Annotated in this window: 19 protein-coding genes; 8 read left to right on the plus strand and 11 right to left on the minus strand. The window is 70.2% G+C overall.

From position 1 onward, the window contains the following. The 3 genes from JNW89_RS11150 to JNW89_RS11160 form a co-directional block, all read left to right on the plus strand. A partial coding sequence (locus JNW89_RS11150; protein ID WP_238448833.1) for a hypothetical protein occupies positions 1-215 on the plus strand: 215 nt, incomplete at its 5' end. A 142-nt stretch (positions 216-357) separates the two neighbouring features. Further along, positions 358-1,353, plus strand: a complete 996-nt coding sequence (locus JNW89_RS11155) for a DUF1152 domain-containing protein (protein WP_238448834.1) — start codon at positions 358-360, stop codon at positions 1,351-1,353. 125 nt (positions 1,354-1,478) lie between these two features. Next, positions 1,479-1,883 carry a VOC family protein gene (locus JNW89_RS11160; protein ID WP_238448835.1) on the plus strand — a complete coding sequence of 135 codons (405 nt, stop codon included), beginning with the start codon at positions 1,479-1,481 and terminating at the stop codon, positions 1,881-1,883. A 440-nt stretch (positions 1,884-2,323) separates the two neighbouring features. Here the strand turns inward: JNW89_RS11160 and JNW89_RS36680 are convergent, their stop codons facing one another. The 3 genes from JNW89_RS36680 to JNW89_RS11170 form a co-directional block, all read right to left on the minus strand. Beyond that, entirely contained in the window at positions 2,324-2,731 is a 408-nt protein-coding gene (locus JNW89_RS36680) for a serine hydrolase (protein ID WP_309139974.1), read from the minus strand. Next, positions 2,620-3,513 (minus strand): serine hydrolase domain-containing protein, encoded by an 894-nt coding sequence (locus JNW89_RS11165; protein ID WP_309139973.1) that lies wholly within the window; start codon positions 3,511-3,513, stop codon positions 2,620-2,622. The genes JNW89_RS36680 and JNW89_RS11165 overlap by 112 nt, the downstream gene beginning before the upstream one ends. A 112-nt stretch (positions 3,514-3,625) precedes the next feature. Next, positions 3,626-4,153, minus strand: coding sequence for a hypothetical protein (locus JNW89_RS11170; RefSeq protein WP_238448836.1), 528 nt, complete (start codon positions 4,151-4,153; stop codon positions 3,626-3,628). Positions 4,154-4,341: 188 nt separating this feature from the next. On the opposite strand from JNW89_RS11170, the gene JNW89_RS11175 reads away from it, so the two are divergent. Then, positions 4,342-4,857, plus strand: a complete 516-nt coding sequence (locus tag JNW89_RS11175; RefSeq protein WP_238448837.1) for a GNAT family N-acetyltransferase — start codon at positions 4,342-4,344, stop codon at positions 4,855-4,857. 197 nt (positions 4,858-5,054) lie between these two features. On the opposite strand, the gene JNW89_RS11180 is transcribed toward JNW89_RS11175, so the two are convergent. After that, on the minus strand, positions 5,055-5,348 hold the full coding sequence (locus JNW89_RS11180; RefSeq protein ID WP_238448838.1) for an NIPSNAP family protein: 294 nt from the start codon (positions 5,346-5,348) through the stop codon (positions 5,055-5,057). Between the two features lie 204 nt (positions 5,349-5,552). Between JNW89_RS11180 and JNW89_RS11185 the strand changes: the two genes are divergently transcribed. Continuing rightward, on the plus strand, positions 5,553-6,161 hold the full coding sequence (locus tag JNW89_RS11185; protein WP_238448839.1) for a bifunctional 2-polyprenyl-6-hydroxyphenol methylase/3-demethylubiquinol 3-O-methyltransferase UbiG: 609 nt from the start codon (positions 5,553-5,555) through the stop codon (positions 6,159-6,161). Between the two features lie 307 nt (positions 6,162-6,468). Next, complete coding sequence (locus JNW89_RS11190) at positions 6,469-7,434, plus strand: cyclase family protein (RefSeq protein WP_238448840.1); 966 nt, start codon at positions 6,469-6,471, stop codon at positions 7,432-7,434. A gap of 323 nt (positions 7,435-7,757) precedes the next feature. On the opposite strand, the gene JNW89_RS11195 is transcribed toward JNW89_RS11190, so the two are convergent. Together JNW89_RS11195 and JNW89_RS11200 are read right to left on the minus strand one after the other, a co-directional pair. Continuing rightward, complete coding sequence (locus JNW89_RS11195) at positions 7,758-8,330, minus strand: GNAT family N-acetyltransferase (protein WP_238448841.1); 573 nt, start codon at positions 8,328-8,330, stop codon at positions 7,758-7,760. A gap of 299 nt (positions 8,331-8,629) precedes the next feature. Then, positions 8,630-9,586, minus strand: coding sequence for a sulfotransferase (locus JNW89_RS11200; protein ID WP_238448842.1), 957 nt, complete (start codon positions 9,584-9,586; stop codon positions 8,630-8,632). Between the two features lie 402 nt (positions 9,587-9,988). Here JNW89_RS11200 and JNW89_RS11210 point away from each other — a divergent pair, with 402 nt between their 5' ends. Both JNW89_RS11210 and JNW89_RS11215 read left to right on the plus strand, forming a co-directional pair. After that, the gene (locus tag JNW89_RS11210; RefSeq protein WP_238448843.1) at positions 9,989-10,339 is read left to right on the plus strand and encodes a hypothetical protein; all 351 of its coding nucleotides are present in this window, start codon (positions 9,989-9,991) and stop codon (positions 10,337-10,339) included. A 43-nt stretch (positions 10,340-10,382) separates the two neighbouring features. After that, positions 10,383-10,712, plus strand: coding sequence for a hypothetical protein (locus JNW89_RS11215; RefSeq protein ID WP_238448844.1), 330 nt, complete (start codon positions 10,383-10,385; stop codon positions 10,710-10,712). A gap of 1 nt (position 10,713) precedes the next feature. Here the strand turns inward: JNW89_RS11215 and JNW89_RS11220 are convergent, their stop codons facing one another. The 5 genes from JNW89_RS11220 to JNW89_RS11240 all read right to left on the minus strand — a co-directional run. Then, a complete protein-coding gene (locus JNW89_RS11220; RefSeq protein WP_238448845.1) occupies positions 10,714-11,187 on the minus strand; it encodes a nucleotidyltransferase domain-containing protein in 474 nt (157 codons plus the stop codon). Beyond that, positions 11,169-11,981, minus strand: coding sequence for an ABATE domain-containing protein (locus JNW89_RS11225; RefSeq protein ID WP_255540678.1), 813 nt, complete (start codon positions 11,979-11,981; stop codon positions 11,169-11,171). Before JNW89_RS11225 ends, JNW89_RS11220 begins: the two co-directional genes overlap by 19 nt. Then, positions 11,881-12,567: a BTAD domain-containing putative transcriptional regulator gene (locus tag JNW89_RS11230; protein ID WP_255540679.1), complete on the minus strand. Its 687-nt coding sequence runs from the start codon at positions 12,565-12,567 to the stop codon at positions 11,881-11,883. Before JNW89_RS11230 ends, JNW89_RS11225 begins: the two co-directional genes overlap by 101 nt. Before the next feature lie 148 nt (positions 12,568-12,715). Then, complete coding sequence (locus JNW89_RS11235; protein WP_238448846.1) at positions 12,716-13,915, minus strand: FAD-dependent oxidoreductase; 1,200 nt, start codon at positions 13,913-13,915, stop codon at positions 12,716-12,718. A gap of 1 nt (position 13,916) precedes the next feature. After that, positions 13,917-14,871, minus strand: a 955-nt coding sequence (locus JNW89_RS11240) for a phage tail sheath C-terminal domain-containing protein (RefSeq protein ID WP_238448847.1), incomplete at its 5' end; no start/stop codon positions are given.

Here is a 14,871-nt window from a genome sequence, read left to right on the forward strand (position 1 = left end):
CCGGCCGCGTCCCGGTGCCTTCCTCTGCCATCTGCCGGCAAGCCGTGATGAACCTGCACGTCGTCATGGTCAGGATCAGTTGGCCTGGTCAGAGTGGCACCGTTGTGCCGGTCGGGGCGTTCCTCACCCGGCAGGCCGCCGACGCCTACCTAGCATCGCGGCATCCAGTCGAGGGCGCCGAGTTCTACGTGGAGACCGTGCCGCTCAGCTTCTAGCCCGGCTCGCACCTCGATCCGTGATCCAGCGGCGGCTGCCTGGCGATCAAACGATCAGCGGCATGTGCGTAAACCCCGATCGTTGTTGCCGGTCGCGGTGGGCCACGTGGCTTGTGCAGCACGGGTGGCTGATCATTGAGCGGTGATCAACCCTGCCGTGCTGCCGGCCGACCCCGATGCGTTCTCGTTGGCCGTTCCGCCGCTGTTTGCCGCGCTGGCTCCGGCGCGGAGCATCCTCATCGCCGGAGCGGGCGGTGGGTTCGACGTGTACGCCGGCCTGCCCTTGGCGTTCGCCCTGTGGCGCGGCGGCGCACAGGTGCACCTGGCCAGTCTGTCCTTCTCTGAGCTCGAGTTGATCGACCGCGACGCGTGGGTAGCGAAGGACGTCGCGGCGGTGCAACCGGACACCACCAGCCCGGACTGGTACTTCCCCGAACGGACGCTCGCCCGGTGGCTGGCGGCTCAGGAACTGCCGTCGACCGTGTACGCCTTTCCGCCGCTCGGTGTCCAGCCGTTGCGGGCGGCGTACCGGTACCTGGTCGAACAACTCGACATCGATGCGGTGGTGCTGGTCGATGGCGGCACCGATGTCCTGCTGCGCGGCGACGAAAGCGATCTCGGCACCCCGGTGGAGGACATCACCAGCCTGGCCGCCGTGGCCGCGCTGGACGTGCCGGTCAAGCTGGTGACCAGTCTAGGCTTCGGCATCGACGCCTATGACGGCGTCAACCACGTCCAGGTGCTGGAGAATCTCGCCGCGCTCGACCGCGACGGCGGCTACCTCGGTGCCCTGTCCATCCCCGGATCCAGCCGGGAGGCGGCGCTGTACCGCGATGCTGTCGCCGACGCCCAGGCCGCCACCCCGGACCGGCCGAGCATCGTCCAGGGACAGATCGCCGCCGCCACCAGCGGCGCGTTCGGAGACGTCCGGTTCACCCGGCGCACCGGCGGCGGCGACCTGTTCGTCAACCCGCTGATGGCGATCTACTTCACCGTTGACCTCGACAAACTCGCCGCCCGATGCCTGTACCTCGACCGCATCGAGAACACCATCGGCAGGCGACAGGTCATCACGCGCATCCAAGCGTTCCGCGACGAACTCCTCAGCGCACGCGTCCCCCGCGCGTTTCCCCACTGAACGCCCGGACGGCGGCATGAGGGTGCACGTGATCACGGCGGTTTGGTCTGCTCGCACCTGCCCCCAGCCGCCAGGCCCGCCGGCGGAGGTGTCGTCCCCCGCCGGATGGCACTAATCTGCCGAGCATGCGCATGTTGCACCTCGGGCTGCGGGTCACCAACCTTGAGCGCTCGCTCGCCTTCTACACCGCGGTCGGGTATGCCAAGATCGGCGGTGTCCCCGAGACAGAGTTCGGCAGCCTGACCATGCTTCAGCTTCCCGACGATCCGTTCGTCAGCCTCGAGCTCGTGTACGACCCCGCGAGACCGGTTGGGGACATCGGCGCCGTCAATCACCTCGTCGTCCAAGTGGACGACCTCAGCGCCACGATTGCCGATCTGGCAATCAGGGGCGTCATGGCCGAGCCGCCGACGGAGCTGGGGCCGGGGATGCGGACGTCATGGCTCACCGATCCCGACGGCTACCGGATCGAGCTGGTGCAGTGGCCGCCCGATCATCCGGTCGGCATGACGGCGGCCGATTTTGCCTGACCGGTCTGGCCGAGCACGAATCGTGGCCGGCTTCATCCCGCTCGACCTCGTGCCGTTGCACCGCGCGCCGCCTCCGCCACAAGACCGACCGGTCTCGATGAGCATCGGCACCGTCTCAGCCGCACACAAGCGAGGCGCCCGACATCGGAGGTGAGCGGCTACCGCCGGGCAGCCGGGAGCGCGGTCCGCGGCAGAAGAGGATGCGGGACCGTCCGGCGTCGGGATCCTTGACCGACGACGGATCACCGACTTCATGGCAGGACCGGTTCCGTCGCTAGCGAGCGTCCCACTGATCGAAGTACTTTCCGAGCGTTATCTGACCGCTGTACGAGACTTCTGCAGGACGGCTGAACTCCTCCGAATGAGTAGGTCACTGGGTCGGTTGCCGGGCGGCGCGTGCGGACACCGCCGCCTGACGTGGCGGTCTCCGGCCCTCGGGGTCAGTCGTCGATCGCCTGGTAGACAGCGGTCCAGAAGTCGTGCCACATCGGCAGCCTCTGGTCGCCCGCGTGCGCCCGCTGCATGATGAAGATCGTCGTCATGTCCTCGGCGGGATCGTTGTACCAGGCGGTGCCGTAGTAGCCGGGCCATCCGTAGCTGCCGACCGAGGGGCCGAGGTGCGTGCGGCGGGTGCGGACCGACATCCCGAAACCCCAGCCCATGGTGTCGAAGTATCCAGGCCAGAACCCGGAGACCGCTTTCTGCGCCGGGGTCAGCTGGTCGCTGGTCATCAGGGTCACCGACGGTCGCGAGAGCACCCGCTCACCGCGGTGGGTGCCGCCCGTGAGCAGAGCCGTGGCGAAGGCGAGGTAGTCGTCGGCGGTCGAGACGAGCCGCCGCCGCCTGATTCGAACGCCGGCGGCCGACTCCACCGCCCGTCGGGGACGTCCTCGACGACCGGCTCACCGGTGGCGGCGTCGTCCCGCTCGTACGCCGTCGCCAGCCGGCCGATGCTCTCGCCGCCCGCGTTGAAGGCGGTGTCCTTCATGCCGAGCGGAGCGCAGATCCGCTCGCGCAGGGCATCCCCGAAGGACATGCCGGTGGCCCGGGCGATGAGCACGCCCGTCACGTCGGCGGCGGTGTCGTACATCCAGCGCTCACCTGGCTGGTGGATGAGTGGAAGCGCGCCGAGCCGGCGCATCCACTCGTCCGGTGGGGGCTTGCCGAGTGCGTTCAGCGCGTCGGCGATCGGAACCGTTCCCGGCTCGGCAGGGACCATGCCGGTGCCGAGGGTGTAGGTCAGCAGATCCCGCAGGGTTATCGTGCGTCTCGCCGGAACGGTGTCTTCCAGTGGTCCGTCAGGATCGGCGAGCACGGTCATGTCCGCCAGCTCCGGGAGGAGGTCGTCGACCGGGTCGTCGAGGCGGAGGATGCCGTCCTCGACGAGCGTCATCGCACACGCCGCGACGATCGGCTTGCCCATCGAACCCAGGCGACAGATCGTGTCGCCTGCCATCGGCCTCCCCGACCCTGCGCCCTCGAACGCGAGACTGCCGGTCGCTTCGATGTGCACCTCGCCGTGGCGGGCGAGGACGGCCAAAGCCCCTGGGACGAAGCCGGAGTCGACATGACGCGCGAGCAGCTCTCGCACCCGGGCCAGCCGTTTCGACGAGAAGCCACCAGTAGTCACCTGTCTCCTCCTCGTCGTCGCAATTTACCTGTTGCGCGACGACCGCACGTTCCCAGAGGACGTTGCGGAAGAGACCCGTCCGAGTAGTACCGCTCGAGGATGTCCGCGAGGTTCAGCCGCGGCTGGCGTACACGTACACGGTGATCACGTCGGGTGCGTCGAGGTTGAACAGTACCGATCGGCGCGTGCCGTCGGCGGTGGGTTGCTCCTCGACGATGCCGGAGACGGTCTTGGCGGTTTCGGGGTCCCACAGGTTGCCGCCGCCGACGTTGTGTTTCGCGTCGACTGCCCGCAACCCCGGTGCGGGAGCCGCCGTGAACTTCGCCTCGGCGATGAAGGCGTCGAGCGCAGTACGGGGCATGCGGAACTTCGCCGAAAGCAGGGTTTCCAGGCCGTTGCGGTAAGCGGCGGACAGCAGCACGGTTCCGGGAGGCAGGGTCACGTGAGCGACGGCTTCCACCTGAGCCGCGCTGGCGACCTGCGGCCCGGACTGCACCGGGAGCGGGTCCAGTTCGTTGTTGCCGAAGACCAGCCCGGCCACACCACACGCGATCAGCGACAGCACCAAGCTGATGCACGCAAGTACGAATACGCTGTTGCTGCGCCGATTGCGGGTCGTCCGGGCGGCGGTCTCGATCATGGCCAGCACAATAAGGTGCGCACGCTCGTCGGCACGACCGCCCGTCGAGCACCACCGTACGTCCGTCACACGCTGCGACGCCCGGTCGGCGGCATGTGCGCGTGTCCCAAGGGGGTTCCGCGACCGGCCTCGTCCGAGGTGGCGTAATCGGCTTGTGCGGAGTGTCGAGGGCTGCTTCGCTGCTGCCCGTGACCGAACTTCAAACGCCGCGACTGTGCTTGCACGCCATCGACACAGCAGAGGGTGAACGCATCGTCGGGCGGCGCGCCGGAGCCGGGGACGCCTGGGCTGAGGATTTTCCTTTCGACGGCGACGTCATCGGCGTCACGGCCTTTCTCACAGCTACGGCCGCTCACGGGGACCAGCGCCCTTTCGGGCACTACCGGATCACCCGGACCGCCGACGGGAAGGCCATCGGTGGAATCGGTTTCAAGGGTCAGCCGGACGACGGATGTATCGAGGTCGGTTACGGCCTTGCCCCATCGGCCCGTGGTCACGGCTATGCAGCGGAGGCACTCGTCGCCCTGCTGACCGTCGCGGCCGATCACGGATTGTCCCGAGTTGTCGCCGGCACCACCGGGGACAACGTCGCTTCCCAGCGGACCCTCGAACGTGCCGGGTTCCGCCACCTGGGCACCAACGGTGACCTCTACCTATACGAGGTACTCCTCGACGCCCCTTCGCGACCGGCTCAGACGCGGTAGCCCGATCGCCCGTCGGGGCAGCCCGTAGCTCCCTGGCCACGGTAGCGGCCGAGAAGGGCGGACACCGCGGCGCGCAGAACGAGCTGAGCGGCAGGTACGACACCGGACGCGGGAGCAGAACGACAGCCATACATCACCGTGCGTCCCCGGCGGCGATGAACGCCAGCACGTCCGGAGCGGCAGATCAGTGCGATTGATCAGCCCGGAAGTAGCGGTCGCATGAATGTCCGCTCGTACCGTAGGACGCAACCCGATTCATCGCGGATCCTGTCAGCGGCGGCGAACTCCGGGTCGTCGCCGAACCGGGACCGGTAGCGCTCATAGGCGGCCAAGCTCTCAAAGCTGAACAATGCCTCGGCCCGATCGCTGGCGCCCTCAGCCGGCAAGAAGTAGCCGTGGTGAGTGCCGCCGTGCATCGCTACTAGGCGCATCCACTCGCGGGCGAAGCGTTCGAACGCCTCGATCTGAACGGGGTCGATGGTGTAGTGCACGACGCAGGTGATCACTCGGCGAGCATATGTTCAACCAGCCGCAGCGAACGAGCGGCGAGGCAGACATGGTCGTGCACGCCACGCGGCAGATGTGCTCATCTGACCTTGTCCTCGGATCGCCGGGTGCGGGCACCGCGAGAATGGACGCGCGTCCCGCGCTGGCCCGGCCTGCTCTGCCAGTCCGAGAGCCCATATAGTCGCTTGGTGAACCTGGAGCAGGTCCGGCAGGCATATGCGTCCGTCGCCGAGCTCTACATCGAGCTGTTCGGTACACGCCAGCAGGTACACGCCGACGACCTCGCCTTCATCGGGCGACATCTGGCGGGCCGACCTGGCACGGTGCTCGATCTGGGCTGTGGGCCTGGCCACATCACCGATTACCTTCGCTCGCTGGGCGTCATCGCAACGGGAATCGACATGGTCCCCGAGTTCATCGCCCATGCGCAGGCAGCCCACCCGAGCGGTCGCTACCAACTCGGGTCGATGGAAGATCTCGCCGTTGCCGACCACTCCATCGCCGGCATCCTGGCCTGGGGCTCGTTGATCCATCTGCCGCCGCAAGATCTCGACGGCGTGCTCGCCGAGTTCCGGCGAGTAATGGCCCCGGCCGGAACGTTGGTGCTCGGTCTCTTCGTAGGTGACGAGGTCGCCGCCTTCGACCACAAGGTCGTGACCGCCTATCGCTGGCCCGTTGACGAGTTCTCCGAGCGACTGGCGCGCGCCGGCTTCACGGAAGTTGAGCGCCTGCAGCGGCCCAGCGAAGGCACTCATCGGCCACACGCCGCCATCGCCGCAATCGCGACCGAAGGGTGAGCTGGGGCGGCGAGCCGCCGTGCACCCACATCGGCGCGAGCGCGCACCCCGTCTCCCGTTCAGTCTGGCGAAGCGGCGTACGGAGCGTCGTGATCGCCGGCGCACTGCAGTGCACGACCGGCGGCGGAACAGTGAAGTCGATCTCGATGTTCCGGTGGGCGGCGAGGCGCCTTTCTTGGCGCGTTCGACACTGCCTCAACCTGGCCCGCTGATGTAGTGTCTTGCCAGTTCAGCGGGCTTGGCAGGTCAAAGGAGAGGGCGGGATACCTTACCTGCGGCGCCTCGAACCGCGTGACCGGAGGAGTCGATGCTGGGGATGACGGCAGGGCGACCGATGCCCACACAGGACGACGTGCTCGAGTACTTCCGCACGCTGTCGAACTGGGGACGGTGGGGCGACGACGATGAGCTCGGAACTCTGAACCACATCACCGACGACGTCCGGCGGGCGGCGGCGCGGGCAGTGCGCCACGGCAGGAGCGTGTCGTGCGCATGGGAGGTTGCCGTACCGGAAGACATGGAGCGGTCGACGACGACCTGCCCGTGCGCCGCCGACATGCCGGGTGCCGAGAACATGCCGGTGCCCGGCTTCCACGCCGACCGGCGCTGGGGCTTTTCGTCCGAGCGGCTCGGCATCACGTTCCACGGCAACACCCTCACCCACGTCGACTCGCCGTGCCACATCTTCTGGGACGGCACGATGTACAACGGGCGGTCGCACTCGTTGGTCGACGCCGCAACGGGATCAGCGTGGGCGGCCGTCACTGCGGCGGCGAACGGCATCATCACGCGTGGTGTCCTGCTGGACATTGCGAGGGTCCGCGATGTTCCGTGGTTGGAACCGGGGCAGGGTGTGTTTCCCGCCGATCTCGAGGAGGCCGAGCGTCGCCAGGGTGTGCGGGTGCGATCCGGCGATGCGGTACTCCTGCGGACCGGCTATGGCCGCGTCCGGCACGAGGCCGGTGAGGCCAGCGGTTTCACGCAGGCCGGCTGGCACGCGTCCTGCCTGCCGTGGCTGCATGAACGGGAGGTCGCGCTGATCGGCGCTGACACCCCCCAGGACGTTCAGCCGTCGGGGTACGAAGACGTGTTGATGCCGGTTCACGCCGTGAGTCTCGTCGCGATGGGTCTGTGGCTGCTCGACAACTGCGACCTGGAGGTGTGCGCGACGACGGCTGCCGAGCTCGGCCAGTGGGACTTCCACCTCACAGTCGCGCCGGTCCGCTTCGCCGGTACGTCCGGTAGCCCGGTCAACCCGATCGCCACATTCTGACCGCGGCGGACGGCTTCGACCCGCCACTGCCCGTCGCGGGTCTGCATGGCCCTGGTCACCTCCTCGTGCGGCGGCGGAAGGACCGGCTGTGCCGCCCGCAGGGCGGTGGTGGGCGTACGGTCGGGCCGCAGCCCTCGCCAGGAGGGATCCTGGACATGAACGACCCACTCGAGCCCGTCAAAAGGGCGCGAGAAGTAATTGGCGGGGTGGAAGAGGAATAGCAGGCGCGGTGCACTCTCGTCGGCATGTCCGCGAAACCTCTCGTGGCCGGCAGGCGGCGGAAGGACGCACCTCGAGGCCGCCGTCTCGCGAGCGAGGAGGACTCAGGGGGCGGGAACCGGCTCGGACGACGGCCGCCACTCCCGCCTGATCAGCCCGTACATCCACGAGTCGGAGACCTCGCCGTTCACGACGCAGTCTTCCCGCAACGTCCCTTCACGCACGAATCCGAGCTTCTCCAGGACGCGGGCGGATGCCACGTTGCGGGTATCGGTCTCGGCCTGGACTCGATTCAGGTCCAGCGTGTCGAATGCCCACTGCAGCAAGGCGCGTGCGGCCTCCGTCGCGTAGCCGTGGCCCCATGCTGCATCGTCGAGGCAGTAGCCCAGCGATGCACTGCGGTAGTCCGGATTCCACCGGGTCAGACTGCACCAGCCGATGAACGCCCCGTCGGAAAGACGGTCCACGGCCAGCCGCGTCCCGGTGCCTTCCTCTGCCATCTGCCGGCAAGCCGTGATGAACCGCTCGGCGCGCACGCGTTCGCTCCACGGCGGCGCGTCCCAGTAGCGCAGCACGTAGGCGCTGCTGTGCAGCGCGAAGAGGTCGTTCGCGTCCGCGTCGTTGAAGGGACGCAGTCGCAGCCGAGCGGTGTGCAGCGTGGGGGTGGGCAGCGACATACGCGTCATGTTCCCTCCCGTGATCGGTGGCCGATCAACCAGACATCCGATGCCGGCCACTCGCAACGGGTTTCCTCGGCTGGCAGGCAGAACAACGTGCCCGCTCATCGGCGGAGCCGCGAACGGTTGGCTATGTGCCGGAGGCCAGGTAGGCGGCGAGGATGTCGTTGGGGTGCCGGTCGAGGTTCTTGCGGGCCCGGTCGTAGCGCATGGTGGTTCGCGGGTCGGTTCGGCTGAAGCAGCGTTTACCGGGCGTTCGAGGGGCGCGTCACGGCGTCGTCAAGGTGGAGCCAGAGCCGTCACTCGTATCCCATGGCCGGGATGACCTTGCCGAGTGCTTCTTGGATGAACTCGCGGGTTTCGTCGTCGAATTGGTCGTTGCGGTTCGTCAGCTTGTGCGACTGAAACGTTGAAGGGGTGGCGAAGTCGTCGACGTCGAGCCGTTCGAACAGGGCGCGGCGCTGCCCGGGCCAGTCGGCTGCGAGATCTTCTGCTTTCACCTCGATGTAGCGCCTGCCCGTCAGGTCGATCGTGTTCTTCCAGGTGAGCCATCGGTGGTAGACCGGCTTGAGGTAGGCGAGCGCGCCGTCGACGGTGGGCGGTGCCCATGGCTGGGCCAGGTGGGATGCGAGCACTGAGACCGGGTGACGCTTGATGTGCACGATGGTCGCTTCGGGGACCAGTTCCCAGAGGAACTCCATGCACAGCAGGTTGAACGGTGTCTTCTCGCACCAGGTCGGCTTGCCCGCGTCGGCGGCTGCTCCGCCGAACATGGTGTCGATCAGGCCCCGCAAGATTCCGAGCAGTTCGCCCCGGTCGCTGAAATACCTGGGAAGTACCCGCCGGCGGCTCAGCGGCTCGAACGGCCCGGCAGGCCGGTCAGCGTTCCCGAAGCCTTCCGCGGGCGCAGGCTCGTCGTATGTGCACGCGATCAACTGCGGCCAGAGCTGTTGCACCGCGTCCCGGTAGCGCCGCTCGCCGACCAGCTCGGGAACGGTTTTGCCGCGATCGTCGCGCCGGCCGGGCACTCGTACGGTGAGGAAGTCGCTCAGCCGGTGCAGGGCGTCCTCACCGACGGTGGGGTCGTATCGATCGGTGAGCGCGTCGGCCAGGTCCCGCAGGCCGCCCGGGTCGACGAGAAACTTGGTCTCCATGGGAATCCGATGGATCAGCGGGTGTTCGCCGATGATGTCGGCGATCCGTGACGTTCCCGAACGACCCGTACCCGCAACGAAGATCGGTGAGGGGAAAGGCATGGCGAGCAGTCAAACTCTCAGCCCGGCGCCTGTGCAAGCCAGTTATTCCCCTCACCCGCTGCTACGGGCCGGACCCGCACCCGCCGCGCCGAGTGCGTGCCGGACGGCCGCCTCCAACATGCGAGCAACGAATTAGGCCGTTGGTGTTCCCGTTCCTGCCGCGCCGCCAACGCTCGCGGGCGTGCAGAAGTGGACGGGCTTGGCGGTCGCCTTTGTTAACAGGTGGTGCATGCCCAGCTCGCTGCCTCGGTCCCAGGTCAGAGCCGCTTGAGGCGGTCCGGTAGTGGTTTCGACGGTGCCGTCGGCACGATCCTCGGCTCACCCGGCCGGGCGTCGCAGCTCGCGATCCGCCCCGGGTGGGGTCGATTGCCGGTGCCGTGGCGAACAGGAGAAAATGGACGAATGAGGGAGCGGACCGGCCTGACCCAGGTGGAGTACTTCGTACTGCACGAGTCCGACGGCGACGCGCCCCTGCCCGAGATCGCCGATGCCTGGTTCGGCAACGGGGCGAGGTCCCCGACGGTCGAGGAGGCCGTGTCGGCGCTCGCCGGGGCGCTGGTGAGCCTGACCGCCGACGGTCTGGTGGAGGTGCGGCGGTTCACCAGCTGGCCGGCACCCTGGAACGGCGGTGTGCGGGTCGAGGGCGCGCACCTGCGCGCCGAGGTGGGCGGCGTCGACCCCTGGCTGCCCGGCCCCGCCCGGATCGGTCTGCTGGTCGCCCGCATCACCGAGGAGGGCGGGGCGTACCTCTGACTCGCGGCGCGGGAGTCTCGCGGCACGGTGGCAGACTGGCCCGGTGGACGAGAATGCCGACGGGCAGTGGTACGCGGTCCGCTGCGTGTTCCATGACGACGCCGGCGAGCCCACCGTCTACGAGGAGCGCATCACGATCTGGCGGGCGGGCAGCTTCGACGAGGCGATCGCGCTGGCCGAGGCGGACGCCGCCGGGTACACCGACGGCATCTCCTTCACCTACTCCGGGCTCGCCCAGGCGTTCCGCCTGTTCGACGAGCCGGGCCACGGCGCGGAGGTGTACTCGCTGATGCGGGACAGCGACCTGCCGCCCGGCGAGTACCTGGCCCGGTTCTTCGACACCGGCGACGAGCGCCAGGGCGCGGTGGGCTGACTCAGCCCACCGCTGCCCGGAGCAGGGCGATGTCGTGCTGGTCGACGGCGCGCGGCGGGTAGCCCTCCCGGAAGCGCAGCTGCTGGGTCACCGACAGGCAGGCCACCGGCCGCCCGTCGATGGTGCCCTCGGCGAAGCCGTCCGCGGCGTAGCCGAAGCTGGCGCCGTCCAGCCCCTCCTGGACCCCGCTGCCGTCCGGCCGGAACGCCACCGGGTGCAGGTCGACCCGCCGACCGTCCGGCGCGGTCAGCTCGGCGCGGACCGGCAGCCAGTCGACGGTCAGGGCGAAGCCGAGCCGGTCCAGCAGGGCGAGGACCTCCGCCTGCTGGGCCGCGTCGACGGCGAGGTCGAGATCGCCGTGCGGTCGGGTCTGCCGGCCGACCACCGCGTCGACCGCCCAGCCGCCGGCCACCCAGGCCCGCAGCCCGCGCGCGGCGAACTCGGTCAGCAGGCCGGTCACCTCGTCTGCGTCCACCCGGCCAGCCTGCCAGCGGGTGCCGACGCGCCCTGGCAGGGTGCGTCCGTGGCGGACCGGCCGCAGGTGGCGAGGCTGCACCACCGCCGCAGGCCGCTCTCGTCGAGGAACAACCACCCGCACCGCTCGTCCGGGCACACCCGCACGGTGAGCCGGCGCGGGTCGGCCAACAGCTCGGCGGCGCTCCAGGCGACCGCGTGCACGGGCAGCCGCAGCCCGGCGGTCAGGTCCGGCCACCACCGGCCGCGCCCGTCGGCGTCGCGCCGGAAGACCAGCGTCTTCGCGGCCTCCTCGGCGTACCGGGCGACGGCGTCGAAGGCGCGCCGGTCCTCGGGGTCGGTCAGGCAGGCGTACAGCCGGGCGCGCAGCGCGCGGGCCTCGTCGAGGGCGGCGTTCGCCCCGACCGGATTCCGGCGGGCGAGGTCGAGCAGGCGGCCCACGGTCACCTCGTCGGCCAGCCCCACGTGGCCGGTCCAGACCGCCAGTGTGCGGTAGCCGCGCAGCCACTCCGCGCCCGGCATCGGCGGCTGGTGGCCCCAGCCGGCGAAGGTGTTGCAGAACTCGAGCGCCGGATGGCCGCCGACGCTCCACGGCAGGGACTCGCCGCGGACCCGCACCTCGTACACCGGTCGACCGGTCCGCTCCAGGCGGTGGTCGGCGCGCAGGATCCGCCGGTGCACCTCCCGCAGTCGGTCACCCGGCTCGACCCCCAGGTCGTCCACCAGCGTCCGGCGGGTGCGCCGGTACAGCCGCAGCGCGTCGGCCTGCCGGTCGCCCCGGTACAGCGCGGTCATCAGGGTGGCGACCAGGTGCCTCCCGGGTCGGGTGCCGGCCGACCACCGGGGTCAGCTCGGTCACCACGCGGGCGTGCTGGCCCAGCGCGAGCCGCGCCTCGGCGCGCAGCTCGACGCCGGTGAGCCGGCGCTCCTCCAGCGGCCCGTCCAGCCGTTCCCGCAGCACGTCGTCGGCCGTGCCGGCGAGCAGCGGGCCCCGCCGCAGCGCCAGCGCCCGGTCCAGCAGCCGGACCCGATCGGCCGGGTCGGTGGTGGCGGCCGCCCGGTCCACCAGTTGGACGAACTCCACCGCGTCCACCCGGTGCCCGTCCGGCTCCACCAGGTAGCCGTCGCCGCGGGTGGTGATCCGGACCTGGTACGGGGCCAGCGACGCCCGCAACCGCCCGATGTAGGTGTGCACCGCGCCCCGGGCCGCGGCCGGTGGCTCGCCGTTCCACAACAGCTCGATGAGCCGGTCCGTGCTCACCAGGTGGCCGACGTCCAGCAGCAGCACCGCGAGGATGCACCGCTCCTGCCGCCGGCAGCCCAACTCGACCGGCTCCCCGTCCCGCCGCGCCTCGAACGCCCCGAGCAGAAGAAACTCCATACCCCTCCTGACCCCCTGACCCCCCACCCCGGTTGCCACCCGGCACCCCGAACTGCCCGTTGATCATGAAGTTGTTGCCACGACACGCCGAGGCGGATGGCAACAACTCCATGATCAACGGGGTCGGGCGGGGTGGGCGCCGGGAGGGTCAGTGGCCGAGGAGGCGGGAGAAGGCGGCGGCGCGGCGGGAGGGGCGACCCTTGCGGGCCTCGGCCGCGTCGGCGGAGAACATCACCTTCAGGCCGGCGTTGACCGCCAGCCAGCGCAGGGGCTCCGGTTCCCACTTCGGGGAGCGGTGGTTGACCCAGGGGAGCGTCGTCAGGCCGCTGTCCACGCCGCGGATCAGGTCGGCGAGGGTACGGCCGGCCAGGTTGCTGGTGCCCACCCCGTCGCCGACGTAACCGCCCGCCCAGCCGAGACCGGTCGCCCGGTCCAGCCCGACGGAGGCGGACCAGTCCCGGGCCACCCCCAGCGGGCCGCCCCAGGTGTGGCTGACCGGCACCTCGGGGCCGAGCACGGGGAAGAGTTCGCCCAGCACCCGGCGCAGCGCGCGGAAGACCGCCGGCTCCCGGTCGTACGCGGGGGAGACCCGGGAGCCGAAGTGGTAAGGCGCGCCCCGCCCGCCGAAGGCCAACCGGCCGTCGGCGGTGCGCTGGCCGTAGATGATGACGTGCCGGTGGTCGGAGAACGTCTCCCGCTCGGCCAGCCCGATCCGGTCCCAGGTCTGCGCGGGCAGCGGCTCGGTGGCCACCATCAGCGAGTAGACCGGGGCGATGGCGCGCCGCTGCCCGGGCAGCCCCGGCGTGTACCCCTCGGTGGCCCGCACCACCACCGGCGCCCGGACCGTGCCGTGCGCGGTCACCGCCGCGCCGGCCCGGATGACGGTGACCTGGGTGCGCTCGTGGATCGTGACGCCGCGCCGTTCCACCGCCCGGGCCAGCCCACGGACCAGCTTCGCCGGGTGCACCACCGCGCAGTGCGGGGTGTACGTCGCGCCGAGCACCCCCTCGGCGGCGCACCGGGCGGATGCCTCGGCGGCGTCGAGCAGCACCACCGAGACGTTGCGGCGGTTCACCGTCCCCCGGGCCGCGGCCTGCACCCAGTCCCACAGCTCGCGGGAGGAGGTGAGCCCGAAGTGCAGGGTCACCGGGGCGTAGTCGACCTGGCACGGTACGGCCCGGATCCGGTCGTTGCCCGCCTCCCGGTACGCCCGCCGGGCGATCGTCACCTCCAGGCCGCTGACCTCCGTGAAGTGCCCGTTGGTGATGCCGTTGATGAGCAGCTTGAAGTTGTAGGCCCGGTACGGGTCGACCGGCGCGCCCGGTTGCGGCGTGGCGGGAGTCGTCATCTCAGCCTCCGATCGTCTCGGTCTCGGTGCCACCGGCCCACTGGCTGAGCTTGAACACCACGAACTCCGCGGGCTTGACCACCGCGATGCCGATGTGCGCGACCACCATGCCCGCGTCGCGTACGTCGGCCGGGTTGGTCTCCTCGTCGCACTTGACGAAGAACGCCTCCTCGGGCGTGCGCCCGAGCAGGGCGCCGTCGCGCCAGACCCGGGTGAGGAAGGCGCCGATGTCGCGCCGGATGGAGCGCCACAGCGAGAAGTCGTTCGGCTCGAAGACCATCCACCGGGTGCCGTTGGCGATGGCCTGCTCGATGGAGATGGAGAGCCGCCGCACGTTGAGATAGCGCCACTCGCTGGCCTCGGCGGCGAGCGTACGGGCGCCCCACACCCGGATGCCCTCGCCGGCGAAGTAGCGGATCACGTTGACGCCCTTGGGGTTGAGCACGTCGTGCTCCGGGCGGGTGACCAGGTACTCCAGGTCGACGGCGCCGCGTACCGGCTCGTTGGCCGGGGCCTTGTGCACCCCGCGCAGCCCGTCGGTGCGGGCCCAGATGCCGGCCATGTGCCCGCTCGGCGGGGTGAGCACCAGCTCGCCGCTGAGCGGGTCGCGCACCCGCAGCCAGGGGAAGTAGCAGGTGCCGAAGTCCGACTGCCGGGGCCGGTACGCGACGGTGCCGCCGCCGTCGTCGGCCGGCTTCGCCGTACCCTCGGCGGGTTTGCCGTCGGCGGCGCGGGGGGCCCGGGCGGAGCTGGGGGTGGCGACCCGGGTCAGCGCCGAGATGTCGTCGATGCCCGGTGGCGGGTCGCAGATCGCCACCATGGTGCGCAGCCGCTCGGCCATGCTCAGCAGGGCCTCGTGCGAGACCGGGTCGTGGAAGCCGGGGGCGGCGAGGATGGACACCTCGTCGACGGCCTCCAGCAGTTGCAGGCCGGCGCGGCGCTGGCCGCCGCCGGTG

The organism is Micromonospora sp. 4G55, assembly GCF_016803375.1.